Origin of the sequence: Sphingobacterium siyangense, assembly GCF_023277505.1 — a bacterium.
In the GTDB taxonomy this organism is placed as follows: Bacteria; Bacteroidota; Bacteroidia; order Sphingobacteriales; family Sphingobacteriaceae; genus Sphingobacterium; species Sphingobacterium siyangense.
Genome location: NZ_CP080574.1, coordinates 2,748,347 through 2,763,204 on the forward strand (window position 1 = coordinate 2,748,347; position 14,858 = coordinate 2,763,204).

16 protein-coding genes are annotated in these 14,858 nt (G+C 38.6%); 10 read left to right on the forward strand and 6 right to left on the reverse strand.

Annotation, left to right across the window (positions count from 1 at the left end):
- Window position 1: 1 nt before the first annotated feature.
- From K2F45_RS11095 to K2F45_RS11105, 3 genes are all read left to right on the forward strand, one after another.
- Complete coding sequence (locus tag K2F45_RS11095) at window positions 2-922, forward strand: ABC transporter ATP-binding protein (RefSeq protein WP_248933569.1); 921 nt, start codon at window positions 2-4, stop codon at window positions 920-922.
- Window positions 919-2,484 (forward strand): ABC transporter permease/substrate-binding protein, encoded by a 1,566-nt coding sequence (locus tag K2F45_RS11100; RefSeq protein ID WP_248933570.1) that lies wholly within the window; start codon window positions 919-921, stop codon window positions 2,482-2,484. Before K2F45_RS11095 ends, K2F45_RS11100 begins: the two co-directional genes overlap by 4 nt.
- A gap of 283 nt (window positions 2,485-2,767) precedes the next feature.
- Window positions 2,768-3,040: a hypothetical protein gene (locus tag K2F45_RS11105; protein WP_248933571.1), complete on the forward strand. Its 273-nt coding sequence runs from the start codon at window positions 2,768-2,770 to the stop codon at window positions 3,038-3,040.
- A 67-nt stretch (window positions 3,041-3,107) separates the two neighbouring features.
- Here the strand turns inward: K2F45_RS11105 and K2F45_RS11110 are convergent, their stop codons facing one another.
- The 3 genes from K2F45_RS11110 to K2F45_RS11120 form a co-directional block, all read right to left on the reverse strand.
- Complete coding sequence (locus tag K2F45_RS11110) at window positions 3,108-3,602, reverse strand: hypothetical protein (RefSeq protein WP_248933572.1); 495 nt, start codon at window positions 3,600-3,602, stop codon at window positions 3,108-3,110.
- Window positions 3,603-3,784: 182 nt separating this feature from the next.
- Window positions 3,785-4,573 carry an Fpg/Nei family DNA glycosylase gene (locus tag K2F45_RS11115; protein WP_248933573.1) on the reverse strand — a complete coding sequence of 263 codons (789 nt, stop codon included), beginning with the start codon at window positions 4,571-4,573 and terminating at the stop codon, window positions 3,785-3,787.
- Window positions 4,574-4,583: 10 nt separating this feature from the next.
- Window positions 4,584-4,784, reverse strand: coding sequence for a DUF2188 domain-containing protein (locus tag K2F45_RS11120; RefSeq protein ID WP_248933574.1), 201 nt, complete (start codon window positions 4,782-4,784; stop codon window positions 4,584-4,586).
- A gap of 93 nt (window positions 4,785-4,877) precedes the next feature.
- Between K2F45_RS11120 and K2F45_RS11125 the strand changes: the two genes are divergently transcribed.
- The 3 genes from K2F45_RS11125 to K2F45_RS11135 all read left to right on the forward strand — a co-directional run bounded on the left by K2F45_RS11125 (window position 4,878) and on the right by K2F45_RS11135 (window position 5,888).
- Window positions 4,878-5,060, forward strand: coding sequence for a DUF3606 domain-containing protein (locus K2F45_RS11125; RefSeq protein ID WP_075992235.1), 183 nt, complete (start codon window positions 4,878-4,880; stop codon window positions 5,058-5,060).
- A gap of 4 nt (window positions 5,061-5,064) precedes the next feature.
- A complete protein-coding gene (locus tag K2F45_RS11130) occupies window positions 5,065-5,322 on the forward strand; it encodes a hypothetical protein (RefSeq protein WP_075992236.1) in 258 nt (85 codons plus the stop codon).
- A gap of 119 nt (window positions 5,323-5,441) precedes the next feature.
- Entirely contained in the window at window positions 5,442-5,888 is a 447-nt protein-coding gene (locus tag K2F45_RS11135) for a hypothetical protein (protein WP_075992237.1), read from the forward strand.
- A 26-nt stretch (window positions 5,889-5,914) separates the two neighbouring features.
- On the opposite strand, the gene K2F45_RS11140 is transcribed toward K2F45_RS11135, so the two are convergent.
- Window positions 5,915-6,382: a hypothetical protein gene (locus K2F45_RS11140; RefSeq protein ID WP_075992238.1), complete on the reverse strand. Its 468-nt coding sequence runs from the start codon at window positions 6,380-6,382 to the stop codon at window positions 5,915-5,917.
- Between the two features lie 343 nt (window positions 6,383-6,725).
- Here K2F45_RS11140 and K2F45_RS11145 point away from each other — a divergent pair, with 343 nt between their 5' ends.
- Window positions 6,726-6,962 (forward strand): hypothetical protein, encoded by a 237-nt coding sequence (locus K2F45_RS11145; protein ID WP_075992239.1) that lies wholly within the window; start codon window positions 6,726-6,728, stop codon window positions 6,960-6,962.
- 147 nt (window positions 6,963-7,109) lie between these two features.
- A complete protein-coding gene (locus tag K2F45_RS11150) occupies window positions 7,110-7,367 on the forward strand; it encodes a hypothetical protein (protein ID WP_145330417.1) in 258 nt (85 codons plus the stop codon).
- 5 nt (window positions 7,368-7,372) lie between these two features.
- Here K2F45_RS11150 and K2F45_RS11155 read toward each other — a convergent pair whose 3' ends face one another.
- Window positions 7,373-8,326: a helix-turn-helix domain-containing protein gene (locus tag K2F45_RS11155; protein ID WP_075992241.1), complete on the reverse strand. Its 954-nt coding sequence runs from the start codon at window positions 8,324-8,326 to the stop codon at window positions 7,373-7,375.
- Between the two features lie 83 nt (window positions 8,327-8,409).
- On the opposite strand from K2F45_RS11155, the gene K2F45_RS11160 reads away from it, so the two are divergent.
- A complete protein-coding gene (locus K2F45_RS11160) occupies window positions 8,410-9,582 on the forward strand; it encodes an FAD-dependent monooxygenase (protein ID WP_248933575.1) in 1,173 nt (390 codons plus the stop codon).
- Between the two features lie 3 nt (window positions 9,583-9,585).
- Window positions 9,586-9,981, forward strand: coding sequence for a hypothetical protein (locus tag K2F45_RS11165; protein ID WP_248933576.1), 396 nt, complete (start codon window positions 9,586-9,588; stop codon window positions 9,979-9,981).
- A gap of 284 nt (window positions 9,982-10,265) precedes the next feature.
- Here the strand turns inward: K2F45_RS11165 and K2F45_RS11170 are convergent, their stop codons facing one another.
- Window positions 10,266-14,774, reverse strand: a complete 4,509-nt coding sequence (locus K2F45_RS11170) for an AAA domain-containing protein (protein WP_248933577.1) — start codon at window positions 14,772-14,774, stop codon at window positions 10,266-10,268.
- Window positions 14,775-14,858 lie beyond the last annotated feature (84 nt).

Sequence of the window (14,858 nt, forward strand, 5' to 3'; positions counted from 1 at the left end):
TATGATAGATATCGTCTCCATTTCAAAATTCTTCAATGGAAAGGTTGCAGTCGATCAGATTTCCCTTCAGGCCAAGGAAGGCGAAGTTCTTGTTCTGCTAGGGACCAGCGGTTGTGGAAAGACGACAACCCTAAAAATGATCAATAGACTTATCGAACCCGATAGGGGTCAGATTTTTATTGCTGGAAAAGATATCAGGGAAAAACAAGTCCAAGATTTACGTAGGCAAATTGGTTTTGTCATGCAGCATGCTGGTCTTTTTCCACATTATACGGTTGCACGCAATATTGCTGTAGTTCCAGAATTGCTGAAATGGGAAAAAAAGACAATAAGCCTGCGTACTGTGGAGCTACTTCACAAATTAAACTTAGGCGAAGACATCCTCCGACGTTATCCTCATGAACTAAGTGGAGGCCAACAACAGCGCGTAGGCATTGCTAGGGCACTGATAGCCGATTCACCAATTCTATTAATGGACGAGCCCTTCGGAGCGCTGGATACTATAACCAAAGCAGATATCCACGCAGAGTTTAGGTCTTTGGAGGAGATACGCAGTAAGACGATCATCCTTGTTACGCACGATGTGCCGGAGGCTTTTGAACTTGGGCAGCGGATCTGCTTAATGGACAAGGGGAAAATTGTGCAGATTGGAACCCCAAAAGAGCTGTTATATAGACCTGCAAGTGAATTTGTAACCAATTTCTTTGCCGAAAACCGCCTCTTATTGGAGTATAAAGTGGCTACCTTACAAGAACTACAAGGTATTACCGCGATAGATCCTTTTATCTCACGTTATGGATTTACATTACGCACAGATTTATGGCATGCCACTCAAGTTCTGAGTATGCATACAGAAACGGCGCAAGCCTATGAAACGTTAGTGGAGGCATTTAACAACTATCGAAAACAACAAGTGGTATGAAAGCGCAAAGTCTTTGGCAATTTATGCTCGAACAACAGGACAAGCTATTTACCCAGATAAGCCAACATCTTGGGCTTACATTTTTATCTTTGGTATTTGCAATTCTTATCGGTGTGCCACTAGGAATACTGATCTCGAGAAAAAGAAAATTTGCTGCTATTATTTTAGGTTTTGCAGGTGTTTTGCAAACCGTTCCGAGTATTGCATTGTTGGGCTTTCTTATTCCGATCTTAGGTATTGGAGCCATTCCTGCCATTGTTGCACTATTTATCTATGCACTTTTACCCATCATTCGGAATACCTTTACAGGCATTACTGGAGTTGCCTCTAGTATCGTGGAGGCAGCCAAGGCGATGGGTATGACCACTTGGCAACTGCTTCTCAAAGTAGAGCTACCACTGGCCATGCCAGTGATTGTCGCAGGTGTACGCACAGCGGCAGTGATCAATGTTGGCGTAGCTACCTTGGCATCATTTGTTGCCGCCGGGGGCTTGGGTGAATTTATTTTTGGCGGTATATCCCTTAACAACTCCAACATGATTTTGGCCGGCGCTATTCCTGCAGCATTACTAGCAATCCTCTTGGACAAAGGCATTGCACTCATACAATATTCCTTGGTACATATCAGAAGCCGACAGACCTATATTATATTGGGTATATTCGCCGCTGTTTGCATTTTAAGTATGCTTTATATGGGTATGAAGTCTAATGACAGTCAGATCAAGGCGGGTTTTACACCAGAGTTTATGGGACGTCAAGATGGTGATCTGGGACTTCGCAGTAGCTATGGCCTTCAGGTCAACCCACTTGTTGTAAGCGACGCTATTATGTATAAAGCCGCTTATGAAAAAGATCTTGATCTCATTAGCGGATACTCAACCGATGGGCGGATCAAGGCATACGACCTGTTTGTGCTAACAGATGATAAGAAAATTTTCCCACCTTATTTTGCAGCGCCAATTATAAAGACGGCAACACTTCAGAAATTCCCAAAGCTGGAAGAAACAATGAATCTGCTGGCAGATAAGTTCAATGATTCGGTCATGACGGATCTAAATTATAGAGCCGATTTTTTGAAGCAGACGCCAGAACATATTGCAAAGGACTTTCTACTGCACAACAACCTTTACAAACCACCTGGTTCAGGGGGCACTGGTACGATCAGGGTAGGGTCGAAAATTTTTGCGGAGCAATATATTTTAGCTGCGATATACAAAATGCTGATTGAAGGCCATACCAATTATAAAGTAGATACAAAGACGGGGTTAGGCGGGACCAAAATATGTTTTGATGCTTTGATGAGCGATGCGATTGATTGCTATGTAGAGTACACCGGAACAGGCCTTTTGGTGTTGTTAAAACCAAATCAGCAGGTATTAGGAAGCGTATCCAAAAGCCCTTCCGATACCTATAATTATGTGAACAATGAGTTTCAGAGGCTGTACGGCATCAAGTGGTTAAAACCTTTGGGATTTAATAATGCTTATGCGCTAATGATGCGGCGGTCTCAGGCCAGAGAACTTCATATTGAAAGAATTAGTGATTTGAAAAAATATTACTAAAAGTGGTATAAAAACTAAATCAGAAAGTCAAAAAATGATGTTCCGAAGCATTTCTCCTGTATGATTACACCTCATAAAACTCATACAGGACAGTTTTAATAGTTATATATAAAAAGGAGTAACCACCACGAGTCTCTTGATTCGGGAATGGATCCGATGCAAGCGATCAGTCAGATTTAGTACTATTAGGATCTGCCGCTAAGCACAAAAAGTTAATGACTTTTGAACCATATGGGTTGTATTTCTGTTCCAAAGTAAAGACAACCGTATATAGCTTTCGAAGATGAAATTTGTCAAAGTAAATCGAGTCGTATTAACCGCGCTGCGAGCGATGGGGTATAATGTCCTAATTTCACCTGTCAATGTCCAGGATCCACAAAATATTACCTGGAAGGCGATATGGGTGGATGACGTAGATACCTGGATCAGGAGTTTGTATTGTGGGCATGGAAGTACGGCTCTTCCTAATATTCTGGACGTTGATTATGTATTAGCCAATGTTCCCGAGTGCTATTTGTCGGGAAGTGTATTTATAGAAAGTGATAAGGTCCATTAGTCTATAAGTCCGCTTGGTTATTTGGCGTGAATATCTTCTGTTTAAAGATTATTGTGACTACATTTTTTTAAGAGATCCAGAGGTTAAAGAATCGTTGTATGATTACCCATTTACCATTCACTTTTTCAAGCAGAAATGCATCACCGTTTCCACATAAAGGGCCGCATATATAGTCAACCGGCACGTATGCTTTTTTGCGATTATACCCTATAATGGGAAGGTGAAAGTAATAAATGCTTTGGTTGCGGTCCATCCTGTATTTATCGGCGTCATCAACAGTGTACGCTGCTTTGATAACGGCTGGAATCGGGATGATTGCCTTCCTTTCGTTCATCTGATTCAGCATATCCAGCGAATCTGTGAGCTGGTTATCCAGTATTTTCATCAGCTTCTGTGGATCGACGTTGTAAAAAACATAATTCCTGTCATGCAATGATGAGATAGAATCTCTCATAAACTTGTTATGAATGAACGCCCTTCGTTCTCCTTCACGTTGCAGTTTGATACCAGCTGAATCGTCAGACAAAATTGTTTCTAAAATGGAAACATAGTCTTGTTGCATTGAGCTGTCATTGTATATTTTGGACTTATTATTTTGTACCGGTGTCATTGTACTTTTACACATTGTACAGCCCTGGAGAACTAAAAAAAAGAAGATAATATATAGATTATTCATATGCAATTAGTTGCTATTATTTCCGTACCAGATCTGTGCCAAAAAACTTCACTGAGATAAGTAATTCTCTAGTCGTATCCTGTGCTATTCGAAAACTTTTTGTTGCTCTGTGTATTAGTAGTTCTGCCGCTAATTTTGGTTTGCAATATTTCATGACCCTTACCATCAACCTTCGCATTTTTGTTATGAACTTTCATGAAATCCCTTATCTCACCGTTAATGATTTCAGGATGCTCTTTTAGAATCTGCTGTTCGGCATTTTCCAGTACCTCCTTAATTGCTTTGGCAAGATGTTGAACCTTCTCTTCGGGGATTTTGTTTGAAATTGAAAGTGGTGATATCCCTGCTTCATACAGGATTTCGTCGGCGTAGGCATTTCCAATACCGCCAATGACGTTTTGGTCCATCAGGAGAGTTTTAATTTTGGCCTTGCTTGATTGCAGCAATCCGAAAAGTAATTTTGGATTTAGCTTTTCAGAAAGTGCATCCATCACGTTTGCATGTTCAGGATTCAATTCTATATATGCCATCCTCTGAAAGTCGGTAATGGATAGCGTGCCACCATCCTTAAACTTCATGGAAACTAATGCATACTTTGGGTTTTCGTCTTCAGAATATATCAGTTTCCCATGCAACATGAGATGAACCGACAAGGTAGCATCTTTGCCAAAATCAAAAAAAAGCCTTTTACCTTCCCGATAAACTTTGACGAGTTTTTTGCCCTCTAGAGTTTGCAGCTCATTCAGGCTGACTTTGGTTTTTTGTTTGTTGTGAATGGCAGCTTTTTCAAGCACTTTACCTTTAAGCATTTTTGTGAGATTTTTGTTGAAGGCCTGTAGGTCTGGTAATTCTGGCATAGTTGTCGATTTAATAATTTGTGTACTTCTTTCTACTCTCTTCTTTTACCTTTTTAAAATGCTCCCTCGCTTTTTTTAGGCCGGTTGCTATGGCAATTCCTTCTTCGGCGCCTTCCTCAAGCAAAGCGTTTGCGATTTCAGTTTCTTTCTCCCGGATGTTGACCGGTTGATTTTTATATGATGGTGGATAATCTCCATTATACCAAGGCATAATTCCTCCTTTTTGTATTTAGAACAACATCAGAATAGTGATAGTTTTCAAACTCTATTGGCTGGCGGTTGTTCTATTCCAAAAACATTTATTATGACAGACAATAAAAATAAAAAAGATGCAAGGGACCGCAATCAGGTAGCTGGCGGTGAATCTTATGAGGTAGATTATTTGGCAAAAGAACTTGGCGTAACCCGGCAGCAAGTCGAAGAGGCCATCAAAAGCGTTGGCAATGGTCGTGAGGATGTTATTAATTATTTGAAAAATAAAAAATGAGAATATGGGAGCTATAGCAACATTCACTGGAATTCCGGTGACAAATAACATAGGAGTAGAAAAATACTGTGATTTTGAAGTAGGACAGGAGGGGCAAAACGGACCATATGCCCGAATTACGATGGATGGCTGCCAGATGATCTTAGATGAAGATTTTGGTTTTATAGAGGGCGATCTTGCGGAAGAATGGAGGGAACCCGCTATTGCCAAACTTCTTCTTTTACTGGAAGTAGACCGAAACCGAGATGGAACTTTGAGCTAGTTAATTTGTTCATTACTTTTCTCAAGTTTAATTATGATATTCAGGTTAAAAGGACTCTACAATATATTAGCGGGGATTTGACCGGGTATTCAGGATCGTATTGAAAGATAAAAATAAATATGACTGGTATTAAGAAATCCAAAAATGAGCTGTTAAAAGATGCACGATTGCAGGAGCTTGAAGGTAAAACTGAAGATGCCATCAAAAGCTATATCCTGGTTATAAGGAAAGCACCATTACAAGCAGGGGCATATAACAGATTAATGATTCTTTATCGAAAGCTCAAAGAATATAAGAAGGAGCTAGCCATTATTAAGCAGGCTATTGCTGCCTATGAGAAGGATTTTAAAGACGATCAACAGACCTGGAAGAAAGCAAACAGTAAGTCTGCACGTCTCAGTCTTAGTTTAGCTAAATCTATGGGGCTTCTCAACGATAAAGGCCTTCCCGTATATGAAGAATCTCAGATCATCAGCTGGAGAAAGCGCATGGAGGCCGTACAGAAAAAAATTAAGACACCAGCAAAGCCACAAAAAAAGAAACCGACAAAACGTTTAAAAAAGTAGCGTTAAACACACAAATAATCTCGAAATTATCTATTATCATCTTTTCTCCATTTTAGCTCCCCGTGTTGAATCATTCCGATGTATTTTTGTACCTGGTCGTCGGTCAGTAGGCTGTTGTCCTCAATATGATAATTGAAATTCTTAGTATACTTGTCGTGCTGGATGCTGCCTACATAAGCATTGTTCAGATAAATGTGCCAAAGACTGTATTTTTTCGCGCGTACCTCGACTACCTGGCGCACGCCATGGTGGTAAAATAGCTCCGGTACATCGGTATCGAATCGCAAGATCAGTGCATCGATACATGCTTCCTTTATATCATCTGCAAGTTCTCCAAACGCAAGTTCCCAAACTCCCTGAGACTTTCTGAAAACATAAAAAGCAAGCCCATTTTTGTTGTAAAGATGATAGTCTTTCATGCCCATGCTTTTATCATGCACAGTCATTTGGACATACATAACGCGATTACGGCAAAAGACTTCAAGAGGTTTCATGGATCAAAAATACTAATTAATTTAGTAAAAATAAATGATCAAATTGTGGTAATTGTATCTTTCAGTGTCACTACACTCCTTTGTACTTTATTTTTGTGATCTTTTTTTACAATTATAAATACTGCTAACAGAGAGATTTTCCTGCCTTGATACTGCTGTTGTGCATAAACCGTATATATCATGGTTCTAAATATTTAAGAAAGAACAAGAGCTGTGGCATATAGGTTTATCAATTGGTAAATAGTGGTGAGCCAGCAATTTTAACCGGCTAGCGTATACACACGAAGATCAAAATAAAAGTTGTAACCCTCCTTTTAGCCCACAAATTCCGATATACATCAGTATGCCTTTGTTCTTGCCGGATTTTGGCGAAGAAATAGTCGCTAAGATATTTTATGCGGACAATGGATTCGATTCTGACTTTTACAATGATATGGCTTGGAAGGGATTAACAGGTCCTAAAGCTTTTATGAAGCTCTCGGACACGAAAAGAAAACGTATAATAGATCGTATTAAAGCTGAACAGTATAAAGTAGAAAACAATGATACAGTTCAACACGGTCAACCTGCGGGATGTTAAAAATGTAATCTTATCTTTATTGTTTATAAAAGTAATTTTTTTATCGAGTCGATTTTAATGAACAGATTTTTTACAGTTTTATTATCTATAATTTTTATAACTATTGGTTGTTCTCGGAGAATGTATAATGAAGATCCGATTAGGAGAGTGCAACGATATAACAGCGGTGGATTTGAAGTGCAAGCTTACACAGATGTGAATGAAAGTAACATGTATGAAAACCTAATTGTATCGGGGGTAATTAGATTGGGTGACACTAATGAAAAAGCAAGCAATACATCTGTGAATTTTAAATCTGAAAAAGGGGAACTAATTGGAAGTACCGTTACCGACTCAGATGGCATATTTAAAATGGAGCTCTCAACCTCTGATTTCTCCGGTAAAGTAGAATTTGCAAAGGGATAAGGTATTTACATTCTATTTTTATCCTGCCACTTCTTTGGTTTTAATCCAAAGTGTTTTTCAAACAACCTTCCGAAATAACTCAGATTGCTAAATCCTACTTGATAGCCAACTTCTGAAACTGAAAGATTTTCCTGCTGTAATAGTCTTGCTGCTTTTTGCATACGAAGATGATTGTAATATTCGTACATTCCTTTTCCAAAAACTTGTGTAAAAATCCTTCTTAGTTTTAGCTCATTCATTCCACCTATTTTTACCAGTTCATCTTTAGATAGGGATTTTTCCAGATTTGATGCTATCGTATTCCGAACCAAATAAACCGCATCAATTTCAGCGTTGTTAAGATGGAAATAATCTGTTTTTTTTCTTTTTAATAAATTGCTGAAAAGCAGATAAATAAGTTCAAGTGCTTTTAACCGATAAAAAGCTTGCGGTAAAATGTTTTCTATTGAAAGGTCAGCTAATTGAGCAATTAAATCAGTCATTTCAGGTGACAAAAATTCTTCTATCCAAAAGGTTTTTTCTATATCAAAAAGATAAGACAATTTATCTGCATCATTTCCTACAAAATGTTTCAGGTATTCCAGCTCAACTAAAATGCTGATTTGCTGTACGTGGACATCTTTAGGAAATAACACTTCACTTTCCAAATGTGAAGGTATAATACGAACATGAGGCTGATTGTTCAAAGATCTTTTACTAATGGCATTTGCCGATTTTTTGTTAATAAGAATATTTTGAAACGAAATGAGTAGTCCTTTTTCTATTGTCCTGATTGGTTTTCTTTTATAAGCAAAAGTCTTGCTGGCAATTAAAGAGCGAACCATTATTAACATCTCGGGCATCAAGTCCACAATGTTCAATTCGTTGAAATTCAAAAATTTTATCTCATTTTCAATGGAAGATAAGGAGATGCCAAGTTTTTCAGCAAGTTTTCTCATTTTACGCTTTTCATCAAACATAATTTTTTGGACTATTATTAGTTTAATTTGGGCTATTTTATCTGTAAATATAGAAAGATATTTGCTGTATAAAAATGAAAAAAATGAAAAAAAATATTATTATTTCAGGAGGTGGCATCGCTGGATTGACTGTTGCAAAACTGTTGAGCAAACAAGGGCATAAGGTGACTGTTTTGGAAAGAGCGGCATCATTCAGTAAGTCCGGATTTCTTATTTCGCTTAAGAGTTTTGGCGTTCGTATTATTGAAGAATTAGGATTAGCAGAACAATTACAACAAGCATCGTCACCCTCTGAATTTGTAAATTTCAGGGAGTCAGACGATTCAATTATACAAAGTCTTAGCTATGAGAAAATGAACGAGAATATTGAACGTTCCGTTCTGATAACGCGAGGCGGATTGCATCACGTTTTATACAACGAAGTAAAAAATGAAGTGAGTATTCATTTTTCATCTTCTGTTGAAAACGTAATGCATGATGAAGACAAAGTCCAAATATTACTCAACAACGGAACTGTGTTGGAGGCCGATCTCCTTATCGTTTCAGAAGGGTTACGCTCTACGACAAGACAAAATTATTTTCCGGAAAGTACGCTAGAGGATTTTAAATTTGTTTATATGGGTGGACGATTGAAAGAGCATCATTCTTATGAGGTTGGCAAATTCAATATCTATATTGATGTGAATAAGATGCTGTCTATTTATCCCATTGCTTCCGATGAAATAGCCATTCAGTGCTATTTACATAATACAGGAGATTTACCATCTGTTCAAAATAAAGCTAATGAAATACTCAAAACATCTTTTGCTGGGTATAATGAAGATATACAGCATTTGTTAGGTCGCTTCGCGGATAACGGTCTAATGTTTATTGATAAAATGGGGATGGTAAATTCATCCACTTTAGTAAATCGTAATGTGGTTTTATTGGGAGATGCGGGGTATTGTCCCACTGCGCTATCGGGAATGGGAGCATCATTATCAATTTATGGAGCAAAGGCGCTAGCTCATTTTATTCATCAAAATCCGAATGATTTAAAAACGGCTTGTTGCAATTATGATACCATGATGCAGCCAATAATTCAGAAATTTCAGGCTAATGCAAAAAATAATTCAGCATCATTTATCCCTGATAGTAAAGAAAAATTAAACTGTTTTGTCCATTCATTCAGAGCCGCCTCTGAGGCTGATGTGCAAAAAATAATGATTGATCCAATTGTATTAACGAAAGACCAGTTAAATTTTAAAATCAATTAGATAATGAATTTTAGAAAGATATTTTCCGTCATAGTTGGATTCGGAACGATAGGATTAATGAGTTCTGTTTTTGCAAAAATGCAAGGCTTGCTGTTCACGTCATCTTTAGAAATATTTACCAGTAAGGAAATCGCTGCCACCAATTTTTCCCAATTTATCATCAAACTTTTTTGTGTTTGGTTTAGTTGTGTGTTGGGTGGAATGGCTACTACGAGGATATGGGGCAAGCCAAGAGAAAATCTTATAGTTGGTGGTTTAATAATACTGGTCGTGGGTTGGCTATGGTTGTCGTCTGAAAATCCTATATGGTTTTGGGTATTGCTGATTTTAGGTATTTTACCCTGTGTATTTTTAGGATATCGAGTAACTTCTATTATATGTAAATTTCATATCAAATGACCATGCGATTCTTAGTTGCAAATTGACCACCTGATTTTTTGGCGAAACTAGATTTAGTGCTGTAGGAGTAATGTCATCAAAAGCGATAATTAATATGCATCTTTTAAGTTATCAAGCCTGAACGTGAGATCAGACTTCGTCATTTGGTGTGAATAGCTCCCTTTTAAAGGTTATTGTGGTTACGATTGTTGCCTCGATAACCTTTAATAGGAGTCGGGAACCAATGAGATAACATTATTTGTGCTGGTTACCTGCGAATTATCGGTTCTATCAATGGCGATTCGCTAATTATCATTTATATTGATTTTCGTTCCCACATGCACGTGGTTGTTCAAATTTGCCTCTTCTTCATCCTGTTGACGAATAAAATCAAGTAGTCGCTTCAGCTCTCCATCGGCATCATCCCACCATTTAATTGACCATATCCTATGAAATACAAAACCATATCTTTCAAGTTGCTCCTGTCGGAAACTGTCCCAAGCATAAGCTTCCGGACTGTTATGATATTTCGCGCCATCACACTCTATTGCGATGAGTGGTTTGTGGCTTGTTTTTGATTTGACAACGATATCAATCCGGAAACCGCCTACGGAATGCTGCTGTTCTAAACGATCGGCACCGATATGCTGTGCAAGTTGTTCGAATACTTCATCTTCAAATGGAGACTCAGACCCCAAGCTAAATTCTGCTGGCTCATACAGTTTATCTGTACAATACTGACTCAATAGCTGGAGAATGCCCTTTCGCAATTCGTCATTACCCTCACTTACCGCTTTCGCATAGGTAAAGTAAGCGTACATAATACCACGGCCTTTATTGCCCTTCTGTTGGATAAGATTTGGGTACTGACCAACATACTCCTGCGGGAAAGAAGTACATACATATACCTTTGACCGCGCTCGAGTGATGATTACGTTCAACATACGATGTCCTTTACCTTGTATAATCGGACCAAAGTTTTGACTAAACGAACCGTCGGCTTTTCGCCCAAATGTTGTGGATAGAATGATAATATCCCGTTCGTCGCCCTGAATGTTTTCGAGATTTTTAACAAAGAATGAATCTCCCGCCTGCGCCATTAAACTGTCGAATGCAGGGTCATTCTGGCGAACTGCACTCAGTTCCTCAAGGATCAAGTTGCGTTGGTAAATATTGAAAGTAGCAACACCCACGCTTGGAATACTGTCTTTAGCTTCCTTCATGATCTGTTGTAACAATTCGACCACTCTCAATGCCTCTTGTTTATTTACTTGTCCTTCATACAATCCATCAATCTGTAAATATTCGATAGGAGTGTAGTGCTCCTTCGCCGGAACAGGCATCAACCTATTTCCGTAAAACGCATGATTAGAGAAGTCGATAAGATAAGGGTGTTTCGAGCGGTAATGGACTTTTAAATAAGACTCCACAAACCCTTTGTCTACAGCATAAGCTAGTAAGGATTCACTATCTGCAAGGTTAAGCTGAGCCGCTTGTAGCGCAGTCCGATCAGAAAATTCATCTTCGGAGTCTTCTATCTCATCATCGATCGGATCAAGTAGCGCTCCACTTCCTTCGAAGTAAGAGGAGGGAGCCATCTGGTGCTTATCACCGGAAACAATTTTTGCTTTTCCCCGGATCAGGGCCGCGTAAGTATCTTCGAGACGCAGCTGGCTGGCCTCATCGAATATGACCACATCAAAAATTCCTTCCTCCAGTGGTAGGATAGAACTGCAGACCGATGGATTGACCAATAATACTGGAAAAAAATTAGTAAATAGTTCAAATTCTCTGTTCACAATAGTGCGGAGTGAATTGCGACGCATTCCCTTAGCTCCCTTTTTGTTAAACAAACTATTTATGTTGTGTCCTCTGGCTTTAAAATGTCCGACGGCTTCCGCTTGTTTTTCTGTCCATAAGGCAATAACACTATTCAGCTGCGCATGGTTAAACTCTTGTTTTTGCTGTTGATATTGTTGTAGTTGGTAATCGCTTTTTGGCAATTCCTGTGGCTCATTTGTCGTGAGTATCCAATACAGATACCAGCATTCAAATGCTTTAGCCCAATGATCTTTAAGATGTATGGCGATTCTGGTAATAAGCCTTTGTTGCGCTTCGTCCACTGAAAGGAAAAATGATTTCCACTCATGATAGACACGGAAATCACTCATATGGTCACTGAACGATGTGATGGTATGCTTAATCTTATCACATAGTTCCTGTGCAGCCTGAAGACTTGTATACGATAAAAATACCCCGTTTGTTATATTTCCCGTTAACTGGTTACTTTCAATATCGTCAAACGAGCTTTGTAGACTTTTATAGGCATCAGCGCGTGCCGCGTAATAGTCACGAAAATTATTGTAATGCCTTAATTGAAAAGTTACTCTTTCAGTTAGATAAGGTACTGCCTCAATCAAGCTGTTGATATCGGTAACAGCTGTCGTTGGAACGATGTTATAATCAGCGATTAGCATTTGCTCTATACTATCCAATTTTTGAAGTAGGGGAGCTATTTGCCCTTTTAGTTCACTCAGTTCAGCATGAAAATGATGATCATTAATATTAGACAAATAGCTATTTATCGTATGCGGGTATTGCTCTTTCCAAGCAGCTGTCTTTAGTCTGAGTTCCTCAATATTGTTTAGATAAATGGATAAATCACTCGTTTCCAAGTGATCGTTATATTGATGTTCAATATAATTTTTCTGAATATGGGCTGATCTTACCTGCGCTATACGATTCTTTAATTCGATCCTCGCTTGTTTTATTTGTTTATGCTTTCCCGAGAATATGCTCAACAAACTTGTTTTGAATTTTGCACCACTACTATTATCCAATAAATTATTGCCATATTGCGCAATGCTTGACTCAGCGTAGGCGAGATAAGTTGATATTGCATTGCTTAGCGATGAATGATAGCTGCTATAATGTTGTTGCAAAGCATCTTCATATTGTTTGAAAAATTGTTCTGCTTTAATCCGTACTGTTTGTAATCCTAAGACAATTTCATTTATTCGCTGTTCTTGAGGAAAAGTGGATGGTAATAGCTCTTCTTTAACTGAATCTCCAATACAAAATGCTAAATAGGACTTAAAATCCTGCTGCATTATCGCGGGGATGCCACTCAAAAAATCATCAGCCCACTGCTTTCCACTCCTTTGAAGTTCAGCAATAAGCTGTTCAATAGGCGGTAGCTGTTTATGCGCGTATGCAATAAAATCTTCAATTCTTACACGCGATGGCCCAACCTGTTGATCTATAAATAGATCGTCTGCCAATGGTCTAAATATGGCATGAACCTGATGCGATTGCTTAAATAAATTATGGCTACGCTTTAGAACAACAAGTGTCCTTTCCAATTCTGTATGATCCTGAGCAAAATTAAAATCCTCTTTCGGTATAATATTCTTGAGCGGTACTTGATTAAAGTGTTTTAATAAAGCCAAATACCTTCCGACGATCTGTGGCCAACTCTTATCGCCGTATACCGTTTGAGCTAAGGCAGCATGCTGTGCGTTGATAAGTTCAGCTGATTCCTTGAGTTTTGATTTTATCGCATCATATTGGTTTTGGGCTTGCCTTACTGAGATGTGAAACGGAACTCCGATCTGACGATCTCTGACGGAATCAACGATCGCTTCACGCGCATCGTTTACATCATCAATTACACCGACTAGCGCGCCGATCTGAGGATTCGTACGTTCGATATTTGCTTTAATGACATCAAGCGCTGTTTTCTTTTCGCAGACGACAAGACATTTCAGTCCATTGGCAAGTGCATTTGTTATCAGTGCAGTTAATGATTGACTCTTTCCCGTACCTGGGGGGCCTTGTATTATTTGATTCGGTTCATTTCCAAGAGCACTTATTATGGCCTGTTGGCTTGGGTCTGTATCTACGGCACTGAAAGGTGTTGTCGATAAGCTTTCCACTTTAAGCTCATCAAATTCAAAGGCATCGAAGCGATCCAATAAGCGGGAAATGTCGGTAATAATACTTTCTTTTTGCGCTCTGAACAAACCAAAAATACCACCAAAATGAATGTAAGCTTTGTTATTGGCGATAACATCTATCTGGGACGCTTCGGGTAATACATTGATAGCTGTTTCAAAGTTTTTGCTTAGCACCTCGAGTATCTGCTCTTTACTATTTGAATTGAGTGCTTCCAGTACTTCAGCACAAGCGTTCATTAATTCGTTGCTATCAATCAGTGCGTCATCTAAGACCTCATTGGTCAGATTGGGGAGTGTGATGTCATCTTCACTTTTGATAAAAGAAAGGAGGACTTCATTGATACTGATCGGGTGAATATCTGAATCCACTATTTTTCCATTTGCTTGAACCACTTTATTGCGCAAAAACGACCATTCATTGACTTTGTTTTTAGATTTAACGGCCTCTAGTTGCCAAATAAATAATGGGGCTTTTATGATCTTAGCAGGGTCTTTTGAAGATCTTTTTATAAGTATCGGATAGCCGAACCCAAGGGTCTTCATCCCATGTTCTTTAAAATAGTCTTCATTTTCTATGATAATGGAGTTCATTCGTTTAGAAATGATGGTCAGTTTCTTTTGAGCCTCCGCATCTTTTTCATTGAGATCTATTTTATCAAATGATATCTTAAATTCAAAGTTTGCTTTGGTCAACAAGGTATCCAAAAATGATTTGGCGAGACCATCCTCAATGAGGTCGAGCTGCTGTAGGTCTAACCGTGTGGCCAACCTTCCTGGCAATGCATTTAAATGAATAGATCGGGCGTTACCGCCTTTTAATTTACTTTGTAAAGATTGCAGGAAAATCTTGGATGACATAATTGTAATATTTGTATTTAACCTAAGATACAAATATTCGGTATAATCAGCAATCGAATCAAATTACCTTATCAATGCCTGTCA

Coding starts and splice junctions, on each gene's coding strand:
- K2F45_RS11100 (WP_248933570.1), top strand. CDS start 919: ATGAAAGCGCAAAGTCTTTGGCAATTTATGCTCGAACAACAGGACAAG.
- K2F45_RS11140 (WP_075992238.1), bottom strand. CDS start 6,382: ATGAAACCTCTTGAAGTCTTTTGCCGTAATCGCGTTATGTATGTCCAA.
- K2F45_RS11155 (WP_075992241.1), bottom strand. CDS start 8,326: ATGTTTGATGAAAAGCGTAAAATGAGAAAACTTGCTGAAAAACTTGGC.
- K2F45_RS11095 (WP_248933569.1), top strand. CDS start 2: ATGATAGATATCGTCTCCATTTCAAAATTCTTCAATGGAAAGGTTGCA.
- K2F45_RS11120 (WP_248933574.1), bottom strand. CDS start 4,784: ATGCCTTGGTATAATGGAGATTATCCACCATCATATAAAAATCAACCG.
- K2F45_RS11105 (WP_248933571.1), top strand. CDS start 2,768: ATGAAATTTGTCAAAGTAAATCGAGTCGTATTAACCGCGCTGCGAGCG.
- K2F45_RS11135 (WP_075992237.1), top strand. CDS start 5,442: ATGACTGGTATTAAGAAATCCAAAAATGAGCTGTTAAAAGATGCACGA.
- K2F45_RS11130 (WP_075992236.1), top strand. CDS start 5,065: ATGGGAGCTATAGCAACATTCACTGGAATTCCGGTGACAAATAACATA.
- K2F45_RS11115 (WP_248933573.1), bottom strand. CDS start 4,573: ATGCCAGAATTACCAGACCTACAGGCCTTCAACAAAAATCTCACAAAA.
- K2F45_RS11170 (WP_248933577.1), bottom strand. CDS start 14,774: ATGTCATCCAAGATTTTCCTGCAATCTTTACAAAGTAAATTAAAAGGC.
- K2F45_RS11165 (WP_248933576.1), top strand. CDS start 9,586: ATGAATTTTAGAAAGATATTTTCCGTCATAGTTGGATTCGGAACGATA.
- K2F45_RS11125 (WP_075992235.1), top strand. CDS start 4,878: ATGACAGACAATAAAAATAAAAAAGATGCAAGGGACCGCAATCAGGTA.
- K2F45_RS11110 (WP_248933572.1), bottom strand. CDS start 3,602: ATGCAACAAGACTATGTTTCCATTTTAGAAACAATTTTGTCTGACGAT.
- K2F45_RS11160 (WP_248933575.1), top strand. CDS start 8,410: ATGAAAAAAAATATTATTATTTCAGGAGGTGGCATCGCTGGATTGACT.
- K2F45_RS11145 (WP_075992239.1), top strand. CDS start 6,726: ATGCCTTTGTTCTTGCCGGATTTTGGCGAAGAAATAGTCGCTAAGATA.